Below are 19,459 nucleotides of genomic sequence, written 5' to 3'. Positions count from 1 at the left end.
GAGGACGAGTGATGATTCCTGATGATACAGGAGCGGTTGTGATTACACACCAATTTAAAGAACCGCCAAGCTATGCGTGGAAGCGACTTCAGCTTGAGCTGTCGCTTAAGCAGCTTTATGTGATTCAAGCCGCTTTGGGCCAATCGCTGCGAGCCAGCTTAGGCGCAAGCAGCGGCGCGTTTATTGACGCCCTTGAGGAGAAGGAAAAAGAATTGACAAGAGATATGGCGATGCGGATTGAACTTGTTTCTTCTGAAGCAAGACAAGCGACAGAATTAGCTGAGAACTACTTGGAGAATATCTCGAAGCAACGTGTCTCCCTTCATTATAGGCGTATGCTTCATGAATAAAAGACATTGATTGAAAACACGCTGATTGTGCTCAGGGTGTTTTTTTGTATAGGTGAAAATGTAATTGACTGAAATGTCTATTTGTCTTACAATTAATTTATCAAAAATTTGCTAGGGGGATCAGGAATGAGGGTATCGGTTACGACAACAACGTGTGATTTGTCAGATGGCGACTTAAAGCAAATGACACAATTGGGCGTGGATTGTATTGATTTTGGCAGTGGTTCAAGCTTCCCTGGAGTAAAGGAGCAAGGCTATCCTGATTTGGATGCGTTGCTCCGGTTGAAACGGCGAATTCGTTCCTTTGGGCTCGACATTAACCGGGTTACGCTTCCTGATTTATCAGCCGCTTTTATGGCAGGAGCTGAAGAAAGTGAGAAGGAAGTCGATCATTCGGTGGCGGCCATCAACGTATTTGCTGAAGCAGGAATACCGATTGTACGCCAGCGGTTTGCTGGAGATACGTTTAATCATTTGACTCAAAGTTACAAAGCAAGGCAACGGGGCGGGGCTTTGGCGAGAGGTGAAAGCCTTGTTTTTAGCCAAACGCCTTATGAAGCGCCGACTTTAGAAGCCCATGAGCAATGGTGGGAGCGCTTTCTTTATGCGTATGGAAAACTAGTCCCGGCGGTGGAAGAGGCAGGCATTAAGTTGGGAATGCATCCGTCAGATTCGCCGTTGCAAGGAACGCCTTTTGGCGGGCTTGGTTATAGGCGGATTATGGATGAATTCCCGAGCAAGCAAGTTGGTTACATCTATTGTATGGGAACGCGTGCAGAAGAGGGAGGAAGTTCCCTTGTTGTCGATGAAATCAATCATTACGGCCGAAAAGGGCGCTTGTTTTTGATTCATTTCCGCAATGTGCGCGGTGCTTTGCCAACAGCGGGTGCTTTTGAGGAAGCACTCCTCGATGATGGCGATATGAACATGTTTAAACTGCTGCTCGAATTAAAAAAAGTCGGCTATGATGGATGCCTCAATCCTGATCATGTCCCCGTTTTAGAAGGAGACAGCCCAGATTTAGATGCTAATTGGGCCCACTCTAATATTGGGTGGAGTTATGGAAGCATTGGCTTTGCCTATTCAATTGGCTACATAAAAGCATTGCTTAATGCCTTGAATGAAGTGACAGGAACAAAATGGTAAGCAAAAAATAAAGAGGCTATCCCATTAGGCCAGTTACTTAGCCTAATGGGATAGCCCTTTTTAGTCCATTTGTGTTTCTAGACGCTCTATCAAGCGCTCGTAGGAATGACTCACATCATCCATATATCGTGTCGCTTCTTCAGGGGCGATATAAGTCGGGATGGTGTAATACGATTCAGCCTGCTCGCGGTAGGCTTCATTGTTTTCTACGACTTCTTTTAGTGCTTCAGAAAAGCGGGCGACAATCGCATCGGGCGTTTCTTGCGGAAAAGCAAAGAAGAAAAATTTCTCAAACTCTATATCAATGCCTTGCTCTAAAAAAGTAGGCGTGTTGTCATATAGGGCATGTTGTTCTGATGACAGGACGCCGACTGAGGCGAAATCGCCATTTTCAATATAATCGGCTGTTACCCCGTAGGCGATCGGGACAATGTCAACTTGGTTGCCTAAAAGGGCTACGAGTTTGTCAGACGCGCCACCGACATCAATTGGCTTTAAGTCCGCTCCTGTCGCTTCCTCAAACGCCATCATCTGCAAATGTGTATAGCCACCGACCTCCGTTGCAAACGAAAGTTCACCAGGCTGTTCGATGGCAGCTTGCGCTAATTCGTTTGCCGTTTGGTAAGGGGCATCCCCATGAACAATAAACGTGTCGCCGTGATCCATTAGGGCAATGCCGGCAATCTTAAAATCATTGTGATTAAAAGTTGATAAGCCATATAGCTTGTTGATGAGCAAGTTGTTGTGGAAAAACAAGACTTTATAGCCGTCTGGATCGGCTTCGAGCACTTCCCTGGAGCCCATGCTTCCTCCCGCTCCGGCAATATTTGTGACAATAAACGATGTATCCATTTCTTCACCTAAATAACGGCCAAGAAGCCGTGCTCCTAAATCGGTGTCCCCGCCGGCTCCAGTCGGGACAATAATTTCAATCGGGCGGTTCGGATAGGCGTCAATCTGGCTGGCAGAGGGTAATTTCTTTTCTGAACCAGATGTCGGCGCATGAAAGCCAATCGTTGTACAGCCTGAGAACAACAGGGCAGAAGCCAAAAGAACAGGACAAAGCATATGTGTTTTCACGAACCATTCCTCCTTTATTAAATTGTTGCTGAACGCTTCCGATTTTTGCGGATTGCCATTAAAAACGAACCAGCGGCAAGCAATAGAAAGGCAGCAGCAATCGGTGACGTGACAAATGGAAGAAAGTCGCCATTGGAATGCATCAGTCCACGCCGCAAATTGGTTTCTAAAATCGGGCCGAGAATAAAACCGAGCACAATCGGCATAACCGGAAACTTTAATTTGGCGAAGATGTAACCAATGACACCACAAAGCACAAGAACGAGCGCATCAAACAGCCGGTTGTTTACGCCGAATGCGCCAATCACGCAAAGGACGACAATAATGGGCAACAGCACATGTCGCGGCACATGAAGGACACGGATAAAGAAACGCATTCCGATAATAAGCAAAAGGGCCATAAAAGCATTAGCCAAAAGGAGCGCAGCAAAAATTCCGTACATCACTTCGCCATTTTGCTCAAACAGGAGCGGACCAGGATTTAAGCCGTGGAGCATTAACCCGCCGACTAAAAGTGCCGTTACGCCGTCGCCGGGAATGCCGATCGATAAAAGCGGCACGAGCGCCCCACCAATGGCCGCATTATTGGAAGATTCAGCAGCGACAACACCTGCAGGCTCTCCTTTTCCAAACGTTTCTGGGTGCTTCGATTGATTTTTAGCGGTTACGTAGGAGATAATGTTGGCCGCTGATCCGCCAAGCCCTGGCAGAATGCCAACGGTGACGCCAATAATGGTAGAGCGAAGCCAATTCCATTTTTGTTTGAAAAAATAACTAAAACTTAAACCAAGGTCTTTTAGACGGTAAGCGGTTTGGATATTTTTCGTTTCAATTTGCTTACGGTCAGACGACGTTTTTAAAATTTCCGTTATCGCAAATAAGCCAATAAGCACTGGAAGGACATTGAAGCCAGCCTCCAGTTCAGGCAAACCAAACGTAAAACGCGGATAAGAGTCTATCGGCGCAAAGCCTACTGTAGCCAGGCTTATACCGAGCATACCTGCAATGAGGCCTTTCAACATGGAGCCGTCTGAAAGGGATGTAATCATCGTCAAAGCAAAAACCGTGATCGCAAAATACTCAAAAGGCGAAAGCTGAATCGCTACACTGGCTAAGACGGGTGAAATAAAGATCAACACCAAGAGGCTAAGCAAACCGGCTAAAAACGAAAATACAATCGTTAACGCAAAGGCTCGGCCAGCTTCCCCTTTTTGTGCCATCGGATAACCATCAAATGTCGAGGCAATACTTGAGGGAGTCCCGGGGATGTTTAGGAGGACAGAGGGGATGAAGCCCCCGGAGACGCCGCCAATGTATAAGCCCATTAACAAGGACAAACCATTAATGGGTGTCATCCCAAATGTAATCGGCAAACAAATCGCGATCGCCATTACAGCTGTTAACCCAGGAATGGCGCCAAACACAAGGCCTAGGGCAACACCGATAAAAACAATCACAATCGTTTCTATGTTAAGGATACTGAGAAAACCAGTTTCAATCAGTTCAAGCATAGACACGCCTCCTTTCATTTGTTAGCCGAATAGGCCAATGGGCAACATTAAGTTAAATCCTACCCGAAAGACGTAATACAGCAGTAAAGAGACTGCGAACGATATCGGCAAAACAAACATAAAAAAGCGCTTTTTATGTTGACTTGTCATCATCAACGATTGCCCGGCCATGTACAATGTCGATGCCAAAATAAAGCCGAGTACCGGCAGTGCTACAACGTAGCCAATCAGCAACAGGCTTGTTGCTAGAACCGTTGTCTTTTCATTGCTTGTTTTTTGCTGCGGCTGGTTGTTGTCTACGTCTGGGATGTCAACGGCAGATGCCGTTTCACTAACTGGTTCTGTTTGTTTCTTAAGCCCGCCGAACAAAAGAAGCGTACTAAGGAGAAAAATGCCAGCAGCCATCAACATCGGCAAAAAGCGTGAGCCAACGCCAATCGATAAAATCGTCAACGTTTCCATTCGCAAGGAGGCGACAAACATAAGCACCGCTAAACATTGTAAGGCGAGGCTGGCGTAAACATCGGAGTGGTAACGTTTGAGCAATCTAATTCCCCCTTTTTAGTAAGCGATTACATGTCGGATTGCAGGAGAGACCTCCTACGTTGCCTGTTATGCTTTTACAAAAACCGTTTTGGTCGCTGTAAAAAACTCTTTCGCTGCTTCCCCCTGTTCGCGGGAATGGGAGCTGGATTGTTTCATCCCGCCAAATGGGGCTTGCAGTTCAACTCCTGCGCTTTCGGCATTGACCCGAATGAGACCAGCGTCCATATCCTCAATAAAGGCAAGCATATTGGCAATATCTTTTGTGAAAATTGAAGCACTTAACCCGTATGGCACATCATTGGCCAAACGAAGCGCTTCTTCGATGCCGTCCACTTCAAATAAAGCCAGGACAGGGCCGAAAATTTCTTCTTGGGCGATGGAGGAATGGTGATCTCGGCATTCAAAAATCGTCGGCTCGATAAAGGAACCTTTTTCTTGATCGATGGCATGCCCACCAGTTAATAGCGTCGCCTTTTCACTCAGGCCTTTTTCTATGTAGGCAAGGCAATTGGCTAGCTGATTTTTGGAAGCGAGTGGTCCCATCCACGTTTTTGCATCAAGGCTGTCACCTACTACGATTTCTTTTGTCTTTTCTAATAGCAATTTCTTAAAAGTGGAGTAAACAGCACGGTCGACAAACGCTCTGCTTGTCGCTGTACACTTTTGGCCAGTTGATTTAAACGCTCCGCTTAATGTCGCGTCTACTGCTTGCTCAATGTCAGCATCGGCGGCCACAATGACAGGGTTCTTGCCCCCCATTTCAAGCTGGTACTTCGCCCCCCTGGCAAGGGCTGTTTGGCCAATTTTCTTGCCAGTTGTGTTCGAACCAGTAAATGTGATTGCGTTCACCCTATGATGTTCAACAAGGCTTTGGCCAACTTTTGCCCCTGAGCCTGTAATGAAATTTAAGACGCCAGGGGGCAACCCGGCCGCTTCAAAGCATGCAACCACTTTTGCGCACGTAACTGCCGTTTCTGAAGCAGGCTTGAGGACGACTGTATTGCCGTAAATGATAGCAGGGGCCGTTTTCCAAAGAGGAATCGCAATCGGGAAATTCCATGGCGTAATGACCGCTACGACGCCAAGGGGTACACGGGTTGTATACATAAGCGCCTTTGCATCGCTGGCAGGAATGACGTCGCCGTTCTTGCGCAGCCCTTCTCCTGCATAATAGCGGAGAATCGCAATGCCGCGCAGCGTTTCGCCTTTTGTTTCGGCCAATGTTTTGCCCATTTCCCGTGCCGCAGTCTCGGCAATATCGTCAAGGCGTTCTTCCATAATGTCTGCGGTTTTATAAAGGAAAGCCCCCCGCTCTGCCCCGCTTAACTTGCGCCACGGCTTAGCTGCTTCTCGAGCTGCTTGCACCGCCTGTTCTACATCGGCTTCGGTCGAATCCTGATACGTGCCGACTGTATCGTTTAGATTGCCAGGATTGATGCTCTTTGCTGTTTGACCGTCCACAGCAGGCACCCATTGGCCGTAAATAAAATTGCGTGCATCCATAAAAAAGACTCCTTTCTTTATTGTTATAGCGAAATATGATTGCGTGGGTACTTTTTGTGAGCGTTTTCTAAAATCTGCGCCAGCTGCTTGTAATGGCTTTTTTCGACAGGCACAAGCGGGGCACGGACATGCTCTTGAACAGGCAAGCCAACGATCTCCATTCCGGCTTTAATTAATGAAACCGCATAGCCTTTTTTCTGGCGGCGAATCACATTAATTGGCAGAAGGACATCCTTATAAAGGGTGCGAACAGCCTCATGATCGCCGCGTTTTAAAGCTTCAAAAAAGCATCTAGAAATGTGTGGAATGTAATTAGATATCGCCGATGAATACGAGTGGAAGCCAATGGGCCAATAAGCAGGCATCGTTAATTCTGCCATCGGCATGCCGTTTAGCCATAGCAACCGCTCGCCAAATCGCTGAGTGAATTCAATGTTTTGCTCCATATTGCCGATGCCATCTTTTAATCCGACTAACTGTGGGTAGACGAGCAGCGATTCAAGTGTATCCCCTTCTAATACAGCGTTATCACGCTGGTAAACAATCGCATGAAGGGAAGTTGATTCAATAATTGCTGACAAATAAGCGCGTAGACCGTTTTGTTCGCCGTTAATCAAGTAGGGGGGCAGGATTAAATAACCGTCGGCGCCTTTTTCTTCTGAAAGCCGTGCGAAGGAAAGGGCGTCTTGGATGTTTCCGCCAACTCCAGTATAGAGGGGAACGCGTTTTTGGGTCGCATCTACAGCAACATCCAATATTGTCCCATACTCGGCTTTGCTAATGGCATGGAATTCCCCCGCCCCGCAGGCGACAAAGATCGCTTCCAAGCCTTCTTCAATTAAAAACGTAATATTTCGGTGGAGTGCATGCTCATCAAGCGCCCCATTTTTATCAAAGGCCGAAACAGGGAAGCCGAGAATGCCAGTCAGCTTATTGGTTTGCATCGAATCGATCAACTCCTTATGGTAATTTCGTTTTATTGTAAGACAAATTAAATAGTTAGCCAATTTTAAATTTGGAAACCACAAAAAAACGTGCCCAAAAAAAGCACGTTTGAGGTTGTCGACAAAGTCGATCACTGCACTCAACTGATAGAAAACTTGTTAGACGAGGCAGCCAAGAGAAGATACGAATAGAGCGGGGGTTCATAGTTACTGGTTCGGCTCAAGGACTTTGTTGCGAACAAACATTAAGTGCTCATGCATTGCCCGAAAGGCAGCTTGGCCGTCGCGATTGGCAAGAGCATCGTAAATAGCTTGATGGTGCGCAACCGTCTTATCCCGTTCCCTCTGTTTAATTTGCACATTTATTTTTGCATGGGTCAGCAAAAGCGAATCGACCATTCCTTGCAAAATCGGATTGTCTACACTTTGGGCAATAATGCGGTGAAACAGCAAGTCATGCTCGCCATAATCATCGTCCACACTTTCCTTAATCGCCTGAATCGTCGTTTGCAAACGCTCCAAGTCGTGTGCTGATATTTTTTCAGTGGCAAAAACGACAAGCCCTAACTCTAGCGAAGTGCGGGCTTCAATAATCGCTTCAATATTGTCGCTCACAAGGGAAAGCATGGTCGAAAACGGTTTGCTGCTAATTTTTTCTGTGAAATAGGTTCCGTCCCGTGTTTTCCGCTTCACAATTCCCAATGATTCAAGGGAACTCATTGCTTCGCGCAGCACTGGGCGGCTGACACCAAGCATCGAAATCAATTCCATTTCTGGAGGCAATTTGTCTCCCGGCTTAAGCTTGTTTGTAATCAACAAGTCGACAATTTTTTCCTCCACCTGTTGCGCCAATGTTTGCCGGCTGACACGGCTTCCAATTAAATCAAGTTTATTTTCAGGCATTGTTGTCCCACCATTCTGCCAAAAGCATTCTTTATCTTATATTTTAATTGTAATACAAATAGGTGGAATTGCAAAATGAGAGCGGGAAAAAAGGTAAGGTATCCTATTTAGCCATCGATTGGATTATGCGAGTTTAAAGCCTCTCTTACTTGGTGTAGGTGTATCTGCTAGTTGATTTTTATTTAATGGACATGATATAATACCAATCATCCAAACATCCTATGTTTGATAACTGCAAGATCGGAGGATCGACATATGCTTCAGAGAACAAATCGGCAAACTCTAGTTGAGCAAGTGGCGCTACAAATCGAAAATATGATTGAATCGGGTAAATGGAGTGTTGGGATGCGCATCCCAGCCGAGCCGGAGTTGATGGCTGAATTAAACGTAAGTCGCAATACGTTGAGAGAAGCGATTCGGGCATTAATCCATATGGGACTTTTAAAGACGAAACAAGGAGATGGAACGTATGTTTGTTCTTCGAGTGCTTTAGGAGTTGTGTTGAAAAAACGTATTTTACGCTCCGATACGTTGCAAACGTTAGAAGTCCGGTATGCGCTCGAGCGCGAGGGAGCTCATCTAGCAGCCCAACGGAGGACAGACGACGAGGCGAACGAACTTCTGCTTCAGTTGGAACGTTGCGAGGCTGCAGCAAAACGCGGTGACATTGATCGCTTTGTAACAGCAGACATTCATTTACATCAAACGATCATCCATGCATCTCACAATGAAATACTAATTGAAATTTACAGCCATATCGGTGAAGCAATGCACGATTCGATTACAAGCCTAACTCGTTATGAAGTCGATGCCGACTTCGTGGAAATGCATCGGCAATTGGTCGAAGCGATTGTCGCTCAGGACGGTGATCGTGCCGTGGCAGCCGTTCATCGCTATATCGAGGAATCGAAGGATGTTATTACTCAAGAAGAGGGAGAACAGCTATGAGCGTACAAAGTGGCATAAAGTCAACTGTGGCGAAGCAGTCGTCTTCATTGAGTTGGGCGCTCGTCTTCGGCATCGTCCTGATCTCACTAACAATGCGGTCGCCACTAACGTCAGTTGGCCCATTGGTAGGATCGATTCGCGAATCTCTCGGGTTATCGAACACTGTCGCAGGCCTGCTGACGACATTGCCGTTGCTGGCTTTCGCGCTCCTTTCCCCGTTCACGCCTACGTTGGCGCGCCGTTTCGGGATGGAACGAGTCTTGTTTTGTGCATTGGTTCTCCTTATGACGGGAATCGCTGTTCGCTCGCTGAGTGCAACCATTTCTTTGTTTGCAGGCACTGTTTTACTTGGCCTCTCGATTGCGGTGTGCAACGTGCTCATTCCAAGTCTAGTTAAACGGGACTTTTCTAATAACGTTGGGCTAATGACAGGGATTTACGCAGTGTCGATGAATTTATGCGGTGCGATCGCATCTGGCATCAGCGTTCCGCTCGCCCGTAATCTCGGTTTCGGTTGGAATGGCGCACTTGGAGTTTGGGGCATACTCGCTTTGATCGCCGCACTATTCTGGTTCCCTAGAGTCCGTGGGAGTCACACATCAGCTGTGGTCACAACGCCTGGTGGAGTGGTAAGGCGAAGCCTGTGGCGTTCACCACTGGCATGGACAATTACCCTTTTTATGGGAATGCAGTCTCTCCTTTTCTATGTTTTGATCACTTGGCTGCCTGAAATGATGACAAGCCGGGGGTTGAGTGAAGATAGCGCTGGTTGGATGCTATCGCTGTTTCAAATGGCTACGCTTCCCGTATCCTTTATCGTGCCAATCCTTGCAGGACGCATGAAGAACCAACATTTACTGGTCACCATAATGGCTGTTTTGTTTTTTGTTTCATTAGGCGGCTTTTATTTCGGCAATCAAGCACTTATTTCGTTATGGACGATTTTACTCGGAATTGCCGGTGGATGTGCGTTTAGTTTGGCTATGATTTTTTTAAGTTTGCGGACGAAAGATGCCTACGATGCAGCGTCTTTATCCGGTATGTCCCAATCTGTTGGCTATTTGTTGGCGGCAACAGGGCCGATCTTGTTCGGTTTCCTTCATGATGTGACAGCAGGCTGGAACTTGCCACTAGTGCTGTTGTTTATCGTTAGCGCTGTGCTGTTTCTATGCGGCCTAGGTGCGTCAAAAAACTATACAGTATAAAGCTCTTACTAGAAGAGCCTATTATTAGGTACTAAGTTAAATAAATCAATGAAGTAAAGAATCCTCTTTTATAGGTTGAGGGCTAAAGTGGAATAAAGTAGGGTTGTATATTCGGACAAGCTTCTACAAGTTCCACTTTTGTTCTCGCTCTCTGCCTGATAAATTGATGTACTTATATAATCGAATTTTCTGTCATGTAGCTGAAGGGCGTTATCGGAGTAGCGCTTGCTTTGTACTTTTTCTGTTAACATGGTGGCAACACCAAAGCGTTCGTTGACTTTTGATATACTTCAGTCAAGATATCTCCAATAAAGGAGTGGTAAAGTGACATTTGATCAACTTTATGCGGAAGCGAAAGCGGTGATACACCCTCGGAAATTATCTGATGTGGTTGAAGTCGGCGGTGTCGGAGCAGCAATTGAAACTGCGAGCGGCAACATTTATACAGGTGTTTGTATTGATACGGCCTGTTCTATGGGATTTTGCGCAGAGCATGCTGCTGCTGCGGCAATGATTACGGCTGGGGAAAGCCATATTAAGAAAATGATTGCCGTTGATTGGGATGGTGGCATTTTACCTCCTTGTGGAAGATGCCGGGAATTTATAAGCCAAATGAATGACGCAAATGGCGAGACTCAAGTTATGGTATCAGAAGACCAAATCGTTTCGCTGCAAGAACTATTGCCTTACAGCTGGAGGGAGAAAAAGTGAAATTGTTCTGCAGCTTATTGCTTGCAAAGCGATCAATGCAAGCGAGGCTAGAGTTGGGAATAGCGCATTGGGCTTAAGGTTTGTAATCGTAAAAAGGAAGCAGCCTTATTTGTGAGGAAGGCGGCTTCCTTTTGTTTATATAGGACAAGCTTTATTTAGCAAATGAATAAAAAGCTGGTTTTTGCTAATTAAATATCATATGATATATAACAATTGATATATATATAATAGGAGAGTTAATATGCCACCTAAAAAGAAATTTTCAACGGAACAAATCATTGAAGCGGCGTGGAGCATTGCGAAAGAGGAAGGGATCGACAGCATGACGATCCGAAAAGTGGCTGATCGGCTTGGAAGTTCGATTGCTCCGATTTACGTGAATTTTTCGGATGTAGAGGAGCTTAAACAAGCAGTTGTAAAGAAAGTTAGCCAAATCGGGCAACAGATGATCCATGAGCAAAATACAGGCAGTCCATTCGGTGATATCGGAGCCGCGAGCCTTCAATTTGCCCAGGAGTATCCAGCGTTGGTCCGAGATTTAGCTATGAAGCCAAACGATTACTTGAAAAATTATGATCAGGATATGGGAACAGAGCTTGTAAACAATATGAAAACCGATCCGGAGTTAGCAGGTTTTGAAGAACAGGAACTGAGAATGATTTTGCTCAAAATGAGGGCTTTTCAAACAGGATTAACAATGATGGTTGTCAATCGGCAGCTGCCACCTGAGTTTGATTTAAAGAGCATGAGGAAGCTTTTGGATAGCGTTGCCGAAGACGTTGTCATTGCTGCTAAGTTACGCAAGCAAGAGGATTCGTCCGACTGATTCTCACAGACGAGGCAATTGAAAGGGAGGAAACGAGATGGAACATGAAGCGATCCGATCGGAAATCGAGCAAAAGCTAGCAGCAAAAGTGAACGCCGATCGGAAATTGCATAACGTCTACCTGTTAGTACATTCAGAACGGCTCGGCATCCACTGGCCGATGGCAGCAGGACGCACGGACAATAAGCGGGTGAACCCAGACCAGCCTTTTCATACGGCAAGTGTGGGAAAAACATTCACTTCAGCGATCGTTGCGAAGTTAGTTGAAAACGGTCTCGCCAAGTTTGAAGATCCGATTGCTCGTTACTTGCCTGAAAGCCTGATGGAAGGGCTGCACATTTATAAAGGAAAAGAGTATTCGTCTGATATTCAGATCAAACATTTATTAAGCAATACATCAGGTCTGCCCGATTTTTTCGAAGATAAACCTAAACGCCGTAAACCATTTCTACAGGAAATACTGGATGAGCCGTCCCGTTTCTGGACACCTGAAGAAACGGTTCAATGGTCGAAAGAACATCTATTACCGCGCTTTCCACCAGGGCAAGGCTTCCACTATACAGACACAGGCTACAATTTACTCGGGCTGATCATTGAGTCGATTACGTCAAAGCCCTATGCAGATGTATTGCATGAGTACATTTTTAAGCCGTTGAAGATGAAGCATTCTTATTTAGGACAGTTTTCTGAGCCTGCTGTAAAAAGTGACTACCCAGTTGCCCATCTCTTTCTTGACGATCTTAAAGTAAACGTGGAGCAATACCGCAGTTTTAGTAGTTTTTATTCTGGTGGTCAGACAGTATGTACATTAGAGGATCTCTTGCTTTTTATGAAAGCATTCGTTAACAATAAACTGTTAACGCAAGAGAGCTTGCGCCTCATGCAAAACTGGGGAAAGATGCGGTTAGGATTGAAATACGGATATGGTCTCATGAAGCTGCAATTTCTTCCGTTCACAGGAAAATATACAGTATGGGGGCATCTCGGCGCTAGCGGTTCTTTTATGCTCTATTTACCAGCGATGGATGTCTATCTTATAGGGAGTTTTAATCAGACGAGGTATCAATCGAAAAGCATGAATTATTTGTTTATAAACGTCCTGCGTAAATTAGCGAAGATCACTGATTGAGCGGCTTTGACGAACGATTCGTTTGCTGCGAGCATTTAGAAACCTGGCAGACGCCCGATATACAAAGCAAACGAGTGTTGAAAAATCGATGATTGCTGGGGCGCAAAACTTCTTTATAATAAATATATATGGTTTGCCATTATAGGGAGTTGTATGTCCATGGAAAGCGATGTAAAATCGGATTGCCTAAACTGTTTTGCGCTCTGTTGCGTGTCCCTGCCTTACATGAAATCGAATGACTTTCCTTATGATAAAGACAGTGGGGAACCGTGCCGCCACTTATGTTCCGATCATCGCTGTTCGATTCACGGGTCGCTACGAGAAAAAGGCTTTCAGGGCTGCGTCAGTTACGAATGTTTTGGGGCGGGTCAAAAAGTATCACAAGTTGTCTATAAGGGTAAGGATTGGCGTGAAGATAATCGCATGGCCGAGGAAATGTTCTCCGTCTTTCCGATTGTGCAGCAGCTACATGAAATGCTTTTCTATTTAAAGCAAGCGATCGAGTTAGAAGAAGCCAAGGACTTGAAACTAGAAATTCAGACTTTGTATGATTTGACTTATACATTAACGATTAAAAAACCGGAAGAAATATTGGCGTTAGATATTGAAGCACATAGAAGTAAAATAAATCCTGTGTTCATAAAAGTTAGTGATATATACCGGTCACAATATCGGAAGAAGAGGAAAGGCAGCGGGACAAAAAAGAAACGGGTAGATTATATAGGCGCAAACCTCGCCAACGTCGATATGAAAGGGCATGATTTAAGGGGAACGTTTCTCATTGCTGCCAACTTGACCAATAGTGATTTACGAAGAGTGGACTTTATTGGCGCTGACTTGCGAGATGCCGACTTAAGCGGGGCAAACCTGGTTGGAGCACTCTTCTTAACACAGTCACAGATTCAATCGGCTAAAGGGGATGAAACAACGGTATTGCCTGATTATGTGGAGAGGCCCCACCACTGGGGAAGTTAACAAGTGTTTTTTTATGGGGGGAACAACCTCGCTATGAGTTTGTTTGCTCTATTTTTTATGCCTGTTTTTTCCGTTTATATGGCTAATTTTCCATCATTTCCGCAGTCTGCGGAAAAAAATTAGGTGTAGTTGTAAGCGGATTCATTTTAAGATGAATGGTGAAAGACGCGAAGTTAAGGGGGAATGAACGATGAACGTGTTGTTGGCGTGTTCAGCAGGAATGTCTACGAGCTTGCTTGTAGCAAAAATGAAGGAAGCCGCAGCCGAATTAGGGGTAGAAGCGGAAATTTGGGCGGTTGCCCAAGATAAGGCATTGATAGAAATCGAAAAAGCGGACGTGCTGTTAGTAGGACCGCAAATGCGCTTTATGAAAAAGAAATACGAGGCAAAAGGCAAGGAAATTGGCGTTCCTGTCGAGATTATTGATGCGGTTGCGTATGGGCGTGTCGACGGCATGGCTGTGATAAAGCGGGCACTAGAACTAGCTGAGAAGTAAAAAAATAGTCGCCGGAAAGGGTGATGGTGGATGAATCGCTTCATGGATGTACTCGAGAATGTATTAATGCCGCTTGCAGACAAGTTAAACAACAATCGTTATTTAACAGCATTGCGTGATGGCTTTATGGTTGCGCTGCCGCTCATTATCTTCGGTTCGATTTTTGTCGTTATCGCCAATCTTCCGTTTATTGACCGCTTGATGAGTGAAGCCACTTACGCCCAATATCAGGAACTGATCGGCAGTGCTTCGTCGGCAACGTTGGCGATTATGGCGACGTTTGTCATCGTCGGCATTGGCTATAAACTGACGGAAAGCTACGGAGGCGAGGCGATTTTTGGCGGCGTGACTGCTCTTGCTGCTTTTCTGATTTTAATCCCGCAACACGTCGATGAGACGACCGGTGTTATTCCAGTTGGCGTTTTAGGCGCACAAGGAATGTTTGTCGGGATTATTACAGCATTTGTGTCTGCGGAACTGTACCGCTCTTTTGTAAACAAAAATTGGCAGATTAAGATGCCAAGCGGTGTGCCAGATGCGGTGTCCCGTTCGTTTAGTTCTTTGATTCCAATTACGATGACACTTTCGTTTTTCTTGTTGGTGCGTATCGCCTTTTCGTTTACACCTTTTGAGACCGTGCAAAATTTTGTGTACACATCGGTTCAAGCGCCGTTAACAGCACTTGGAAGCGGCTTGACTGCAACGATCATCGCCGTGCTGTTGATACAAGTTTTCTGGTTTTTCGGTTTGCATGGCCAAATTATTATCAACTCTGTCCTTGACCCGATTTGGTTCACATTGGCGGGAGAAAACTTGGATGCATACAACGCAGGCAATGAGCTGCCTCATATTGTAAGCAAGCCGTTTATGGAATCGTTTATTGTCGGTATTGGCGGGTCTGGTATGACGCTAGCCGTTATTATTGCGATTTTCTTGATTGGCCGCAGCCGCCAACTAAAACAACTTGGAAAAATCGGTGGCCCTCCTGGTTTGTTTAATGTCAATGAACCGATTATTTTTGGCTTGCCGATCATTATGAACCCACTCGTCCTTATCCCGTGGCTGTTTGCGCCAGTCGTGGTGACGATTTTCACGTACTTCACGATGGCGGCCGGGCTTGTGCCAGCCCCGTATGGAGCAATCGTACCATGGACAATGCCACCTATTATTAGCGGAGCGCTGGCGACGAATTCATGGCAAGGAGCGGTCTTGCAAGTTGTAAACATGGCGATCGTATTTGTCATTTGGTGGCCATTTTTGAAAGTGATGGATAAGCAATACTATGAAAATGAACAAAACGAAGGCAGACCAACGAAAACAGCTTAGATAGGATGGGTGAGAATAGTGGAGAAATCGACGGATATAACAGAGGTTTCCTTCCGTATCATTTTGCACGCTGGAAATGGGAAAGGAAGCGCGATGGAAGCAATTCAAGCGGCAAAAGCAGGCGCATTTGAACAAGCGGATGAGTTAATAGAAGAGGCAGGAAGAGAGCTGGCTAAAGCCCATGAATTTCAGACAAATTTAATCCAGCAAGAAGCAAATGGAGTGCGGACAGAGTTAAACGTGCTGCTGATCCATTCACAAGACCACTTGATGACGTCGATGACCGTACGCGATTTAGCAATCGAAATCATTGAAATATACCGTACGAAAAGGGGACTTTTATAAGATGGCACAAGCGTATTCTTTCCCGAAAGATTTCTGGTGGGGATCGGCTGTTTCGGCAACGCAAATGGAAGGAGCTGCCAATGAAGGTGGGAAAGGAAAAAACATCTGGGACTACTGGTATGAAATCGAGCCAAACCGCTTTTTTGAAGAAGTAGGGCCGAGTGAAACGTCTGATTTCTATCACCGGTACAAAGACGATATTGCGTTGATGAAATCGATCGGGCATAATAGTTTTCGTTTTTCCATTTCATGGTCACGGCTGATTCCTGGCGGCGAGGGAGAAGTGAATAAGGAAGCAGTCGCCTTTTACAACAATGTTATTGATGAGCTGATTACTAATGGCATTGAGCCGTTTGTCAACTTGTTCCACTTTGACATGCCGTTTGAGCTGCAAGAAAAAGGTGGCTGGGAAAATCGCGAAGTGGTCGAATTGTATGCCAAGTATGCTGCTACTTGTTATGACTTGTTTGGCGATCGAGTGAAAAAATGGTTTACATTTAACGAACCGATTGTGCCAGTCGAGGGCGGCTATCTTTACGATTTTCATTACCCAAACATAGTGGATGCAAGAAGGGCATTCCAGGTCGCCTACCATACGGTTTTAGCCCATGCACTGGCAGTGGCGGCGTTCCGTACACGTTCTATCGAAGATGGAAAGATTGGCATCATCCTTAATTTGACGCCTTCATACCCGCGCAGCGACCATCTAGGGGATCAAAAAGCAGCCGCGATTGCCGATTTGTTTTTTAACCGCAGTTTTTTAGACGCTGTTGTCCTTGGTTCTTTTCCTAAAGAGCTTGTCGCCTTGCTTGATGAGTATGGGCAATTGCCAACCTATGAAAAAGAAGATGTTGCTCTTATTAACGCACAGCGGATTGACTTGCTTGGCGTAAATTATTACCAGCCTCGGCGTGTAAAAGCAAAAGAACATTTGCCTAATCCCGCGTCGCCGTTTATGCCAGAATGGTTTTTTGACCATTATGACATGCCTGGACGGAAAATGAACCATTACCGTGGCTGGGAAATTTACGAAAAAGGCATTTATGACATTATGGTCAATTTAAAAGATAACTATGGAAACATTGAGTCGTTTGTATCTGAAAATGGCATGGGCGTACAAAACGAAGAACGGTTTATGGAAAATGGGCAAATTCAAGATGAGTACCGGATTGAGTTTATAAAAGGGCATTTAAAATGGCTTCACCAGGCGATTCAAGAAGGCTGCAATGTCCGCGGCTACCATTTATGGACGTTCATGGACAACTGGTCATGGACCAATGCCTATAAAAATCGCTATGGGTTTATTTCAGTCGATGTGCAAACGCAAAAGCGGACACTGAAAAAGAGCGCGGAATGGATAAAGGGCGTGTCGCAGCAAAATGGGTTTTAGCGAGGGCTGAGAACGTAAAAGGAGTGTTCCTTTTGCGTTCTTTTCGCAGGAAGGAGGGCATCATGAATCGACGCTTACAATCAATTTTGAGAGAGCTGCTAGGCACACAAGGGTATGTCACCAGCCGTTACTTGGCCAGCGTCAACCAAGTTACGCCGCGGACAGTGCGTGATGATGTGAAACAACTGCAGACGGAGTTGGCCAACATTCATGCTGGCATTGAATCCGTGCCTGGTAAAGGCTATAAGCTGACGATTAAAGATGAGGCACAGTTCCGCCAATTTTTACAAAGAGAAACGACGGGCAACCACGGCGCCCCGATCAGCCCAGAAGAGCGAGTCATCCGGTTAATTCAGAAACTATTGCTTGCTGAAGAGTATATTAAGTTAGACGACTTGGCTGATGATCTGTTTATTAGCAAATCAAGTTTGCAAAATGACTTGAAAAACGCCAAATTGATTTTAGCTAGGTACGGGCTTCAAGTCGCCACAAGGCCCAATTACGGTTTATATCTTAAGGGTGATGAACTTAAGCGCCGGTTTTGCATGGCTGAGTATGTGTTTGAACGAAAAACCGTGGCGGCTGATTTAACAAGCCTGCAATTGACCGCATTTATGAAAGAAGAGCACTTGGCCGACATTTGGGACATTCTGGTGACGACGATGCAGGAAAATGGGATCACGTTGTCTGATATTGCTATTAATAATTTATTTATTCATATTGTCATCGCCTTTAAACGAATCGAAGCAGGCCATCATATTTCCCTTTACCCAAAAGATGTATCGGATATTTGCAGCCAACATGAATATTACGTTGCCAAAAAAATGATTGCCCGTCTTAACACGCATCTTGGTGTATCCTTTCCTGAAATTGAAATTGCTTATATTGCTATTCATTTGCTAGGCACACGCCTAGTTGCAGAACATGAGCAAGCAAACGATAACTTAAAAAAAGTGTTTGATGACGAATATTATAAGCTCGCTAAGGCCATCGTCGAGAGAGTCGAGATGGAGCTCGATTTGAACATTGCGAATGACCAAGAGCTGCTTGTTAGCCTTATGCTCCATTTAAAGCCCGCGATAAACCGTTACCGTTACGGCATGAATATTCGCAACCCAATGCTAGCCGATATTAAACAGCATTATACGCTGGCATTTGAAGCAGCTGTCATTGGCCAAGCAGTGATTAAAGATAAGCTTCGCATCAGCATTGATGAAAACGAAATTGGCTACCTTGCCCTTCATATAGGCGCTGCCCTTGAGCGCCGCAACCAGCAAAAAGAACCGAAGCGTATCTTAATTGTATGTGCTTCGGGCAGAGGCAGCGCTCAATTATTAAAGTATAAATTAGAAGCCAATTTTAAGAAGCGGCTGTTCATTGTCGATACGACAGAATACTACCAAATCGACCAAGCCGATTTAACAAATATTGATTTAATCGTCACTTCTATCCCTATTAAAAAACAGATGCCAGTACCTGTAGTAGAGGTGAATACGATATTAGGCACGGAAGACTTGGAACGAATTGAAACCCATTTAAGACACGGTGACAGCTTGCTCTCTTACACCGAAGCAGACCTTGTGTTTTTACAACAATCGCTCGTAAGCAAGGAGGGCGTTCTCCGATTTCTGGATAAACAATTACAAGAAAGAGGGTTGGTGAGCGAAGGCTTTTATGAAGCATTAGTGAAACGAGAAAAACTTGCCTCAACAGCATACGGAAATTTAGTCGCGATCCCACACCCGATTACACCACAAACAGAAAAAACATTCCTAGCCTTTGTCACCTTAAAAGAACCGGTTAGCTGGAATGGAAAACCGGTCCAGTTGGTATGCTTATTGTGTGTCAAACAAGGCAGCACCGAAGATTTAGAACGTGTCTATAACCAATTGCTTTATGTACTTGACCATCGTGACATTGTCCAAGAGTGCATAAAGTCCGAGGAGGTAACCCGATTTCTCGCGGCTGTTTCACAGCGTTAAAGTGATTCGTGGCCGCAAAAGACTTTTCGGGGGTTCCATTCGTCTTCTAAACGACGACGTATGCAGGCGTTTGTCTACAGTCTGAAGCTGGGCGTACAGTTCAGCTTTTTTAGTACCCTCTATCCAAACTATACGACAGCGAA

19 protein-coding genes are annotated in these 19,459 nt (G+C 45.4%); 13 read left to right on the top strand and 6 right to left on the bottom strand.

The window, feature by feature from the left end; genetic code table 11:
* The first annotated feature begins 11 nt into the window (after window positions 1-11).
* Together BC8716_RS04070 and BC8716_RS04065 are read left to right on the top strand one after the other, a co-directional pair.
* Window positions 12-350 (top strand): hypothetical protein, encoded by a 339-nt coding sequence (locus tag BC8716_RS04070; RefSeq protein ID WP_094424056.1) that lies wholly within the window; start codon window positions 12-14, stop codon window positions 348-350.
* A gap of 126 nt (window positions 351-476) precedes the next feature.
* Window positions 477-1,496, top strand: a complete 1,020-nt coding sequence (locus BC8716_RS04065) for a mannonate dehydratase (protein WP_094424055.1) — start codon at window positions 477-479, stop codon at window positions 1,494-1,496.
* A gap of 60 nt (window positions 1,497-1,556) precedes the next feature.
* Here BC8716_RS04065 and BC8716_RS04060 read toward each other — a convergent pair whose 3' ends face one another.
* The 6 genes from BC8716_RS04060 to BC8716_RS04035 form a co-directional block, all read right to left on the bottom strand.
* The gene (locus tag BC8716_RS04060) at window positions 1,557-2,576 is read right to left on the bottom strand and encodes a tripartite tricarboxylate transporter substrate binding protein (RefSeq protein ID WP_094424054.1); all 1,020 of its coding nucleotides are present in this window, start codon (window positions 2,574-2,576) and stop codon (window positions 1,557-1,559) included.
* A gap of 17 nt (window positions 2,577-2,593) precedes the next feature.
* The gene (locus BC8716_RS04055) at window positions 2,594-4,087 is read right to left on the bottom strand and encodes a tripartite tricarboxylate transporter permease (protein ID WP_094424053.1); all 1,494 of its coding nucleotides are present in this window, start codon (window positions 4,085-4,087) and stop codon (window positions 2,594-2,596) included.
* Window positions 4,088-4,108: 21 nt separating this feature from the next.
* Entirely contained in the window at window positions 4,109-4,633 is a 525-nt protein-coding gene (locus tag BC8716_RS04050; RefSeq protein WP_094424052.1) for a tripartite tricarboxylate transporter TctB family protein, read from the bottom strand.
* Between the two features lie 66 nt (window positions 4,634-4,699).
* Window positions 4,700-6,136 (bottom strand): alpha-ketoglutaric semialdehyde dehydrogenase GucD, encoded by a 1,437-nt coding sequence (gene gucD / locus BC8716_RS04045; RefSeq protein ID WP_094424051.1) that lies wholly within the window; start codon window positions 6,134-6,136, stop codon window positions 4,700-4,702.
* A 23-nt stretch (window positions 6,137-6,159) separates the two neighbouring features.
* On the bottom strand, window positions 6,160-7,080 hold the full coding sequence (gene kdgD, locus BC8716_RS04040; protein WP_094424050.1) for a 5-dehydro-4-deoxyglucarate dehydratase: 921 nt from the start codon (window positions 7,078-7,080) through the stop codon (window positions 6,160-6,162).
* 207 nt (window positions 7,081-7,287) lie between these two features.
* Window positions 7,288-7,983, bottom strand: a complete 696-nt coding sequence (locus BC8716_RS04035; protein WP_094424049.1) for a FadR/GntR family transcriptional regulator — start codon at window positions 7,981-7,983, stop codon at window positions 7,288-7,290.
* Window positions 7,984-8,238: 255 nt separating this feature from the next.
* On the opposite strand from BC8716_RS04035, the gene BC8716_RS04030 reads away from it, so the two are divergent.
* From BC8716_RS04030 to BC8716_RS03980, 11 genes are all read left to right on the top strand, one after another.
* On the top strand, window positions 8,239-8,931 hold the full coding sequence (locus BC8716_RS04030; RefSeq protein WP_094424048.1) for a FadR/GntR family transcriptional regulator: 693 nt from the start codon (window positions 8,239-8,241) through the stop codon (window positions 8,929-8,931).
* Complete coding sequence (locus BC8716_RS04025) at window positions 8,928-10,136, top strand: CynX/NimT family MFS transporter (RefSeq protein ID WP_094424047.1); 1,209 nt, start codon at window positions 8,928-8,930, stop codon at window positions 10,134-10,136. Before BC8716_RS04030 ends, BC8716_RS04025 begins: the two co-directional genes overlap by 4 nt.
* Window positions 10,137-10,460: 324 nt before the next feature.
* Entirely contained in the window at window positions 10,461-10,847 is a 387-nt protein-coding gene (locus BC8716_RS04020; RefSeq protein WP_094424046.1) for a cytidine deaminase family protein, read from the top strand.
* A 241-nt stretch (window positions 10,848-11,088) separates the two neighbouring features.
* Entirely contained in the window at window positions 11,089-11,673 is a 585-nt protein-coding gene (locus BC8716_RS04015) for a TetR/AcrR family transcriptional regulator (protein WP_094424045.1), read from the top strand.
* A 37-nt stretch (window positions 11,674-11,710) separates the two neighbouring features.
* Window positions 11,711-12,802, top strand: coding sequence for a serine hydrolase domain-containing protein (locus tag BC8716_RS04010; protein WP_094424044.1), 1,092 nt, complete (start codon window positions 11,711-11,713; stop codon window positions 12,800-12,802).
* Between the two features lie 159 nt (window positions 12,803-12,961).
* Window positions 12,962-13,777 (top strand): pentapeptide repeat-containing protein, encoded by an 816-nt coding sequence (locus BC8716_RS04005; protein ID WP_094424043.1) that lies wholly within the window; start codon window positions 12,962-12,964, stop codon window positions 13,775-13,777.
* A gap of 190 nt (window positions 13,778-13,967) precedes the next feature.
* Window positions 13,968-14,273, top strand: a complete 306-nt coding sequence (locus BC8716_RS04000) for a PTS sugar transporter subunit IIB (protein WP_094424042.1) — start codon at window positions 13,968-13,970, stop codon at window positions 14,271-14,273.
* 30 nt (window positions 14,274-14,303) lie between these two features.
* On the top strand, window positions 14,304-15,599 hold the full coding sequence (gene celB, locus BC8716_RS03995; protein ID WP_094424041.1) for a PTS cellobiose transporter subunit IIC: 1,296 nt from the start codon (window positions 14,304-14,306) through the stop codon (window positions 15,597-15,599).
* A gap of 9 nt (window positions 15,600-15,608) precedes the next feature.
* On the top strand, window positions 15,609-15,944 hold the full coding sequence (locus BC8716_RS03990; protein WP_094424040.1) for a PTS sugar transporter subunit IIA: 336 nt from the start codon (window positions 15,609-15,611) through the stop codon (window positions 15,942-15,944).
* Window position 15,945: 1 nt separating this feature from the next.
* Window positions 15,946-17,334, top strand: coding sequence for a glycoside hydrolase family 1 protein (locus tag BC8716_RS03985; RefSeq protein ID WP_094424039.1), 1,389 nt, complete (start codon window positions 15,946-15,948; stop codon window positions 17,332-17,334).
* Window positions 17,335-17,396: 62 nt separating this feature from the next.
* Window positions 17,397-19,316 carry a BglG family transcription antiterminator gene (locus BC8716_RS03980; protein WP_169715904.1) on the top strand — a complete coding sequence of 640 codons (1,920 nt, stop codon included), beginning with the start codon at window positions 17,397-17,399 and terminating at the stop codon, window positions 19,314-19,316.
* Window positions 19,317-19,459: the final 143 nt, after the last annotated feature.

Source organism: Shouchella clausii (genome assembly GCF_002250115.1).
Taxonomy (GTDB): Bacteria; Bacillota; Bacilli; order Bacillales; family Bacillaceae_D; genus Shouchella; species Shouchella clausii.
This window is presented reverse-complemented; position numbering and strand designations above follow the sequence as displayed.

Excerpts from the sequence above, each read along its gene's own strand:
- BC8716_RS03985 (WP_094424039.1), top strand. The coding sequence starts at position 15,946 with ATGGCACAAGCGTATTCTTTCCCGAAAGATTTCTGGTGGGGATCGGCT.
- BC8716_RS04065 (WP_094424055.1), top strand. The coding sequence starts at position 477 with ATGAGGGTATCGGTTACGACAACAACGTGTGATTTGTCAGATGGCGAC.
- BC8716_RS04035 (WP_094424049.1), bottom strand. The coding sequence starts at position 7,983 with ATGCCTGAAAATAAACTTGATTTAATTGGAAGCCGTGTCAGCCGGCAA.
- BC8716_RS04010 (WP_094424044.1), top strand. The coding sequence starts at position 11,711 with ATGGAACATGAAGCGATCCGATCGGAAATCGAGCAAAAGCTAGCAGCA.
- BC8716_RS04005 (WP_094424043.1), top strand. The coding sequence starts at position 12,962 with ATGGAAAGCGATGTAAAATCGGATTGCCTAAACTGTTTTGCGCTCTGT.
- BC8716_RS04015 (WP_094424045.1), top strand. The coding sequence starts at position 11,089 with ATGCCACCTAAAAAGAAATTTTCAACGGAACAAATCATTGAAGCGGCG.
- BC8716_RS04030 (WP_094424048.1), top strand. The coding sequence starts at position 8,239 with ATGCTTCAGAGAACAAATCGGCAAACTCTAGTTGAGCAAGTGGCGCTA.
- BC8716_RS04025 (WP_094424047.1), top strand. The coding sequence starts at position 8,928 with ATGAGCGTACAAAGTGGCATAAAGTCAACTGTGGCGAAGCAGTCGTCT.
- kdgD (WP_094424050.1), bottom strand. The coding sequence starts at position 7,080 with ATGCAAACCAATAAGCTGACTGGCATTCTCGGCTTCCCTGTTTCGGCC.
- BC8716_RS04000 (WP_094424042.1), top strand. The coding sequence starts at position 13,968 with ATGAACGTGTTGTTGGCGTGTTCAGCAGGAATGTCTACGAGCTTGCTT.
- BC8716_RS04070 (WP_094424056.1), top strand. The coding sequence starts at position 12 with ATGATTCCTGATGATACAGGAGCGGTTGTGATTACACACCAATTTAAA.
- celB (WP_094424041.1), top strand. The coding sequence starts at position 14,304 with ATGAATCGCTTCATGGATGTACTCGAGAATGTATTAATGCCGCTTGCA.
- gucD (WP_094424051.1), bottom strand. The coding sequence starts at position 6,136 with ATGGATGCACGCAATTTTATTTACGGCCAATGGGTGCCTGCTGTGGAC.
- BC8716_RS04055 (WP_094424053.1), bottom strand. The coding sequence starts at position 4,087 with ATGCTTGAACTGATTGAAACTGGTTTTCTCAGTATCCTTAACATAGAA.
- BC8716_RS03980 (WP_169715904.1), top strand. The coding sequence starts at position 17,397 with ATGAATCGACGCTTACAATCAATTTTGAGAGAGCTGCTAGGCACACAA.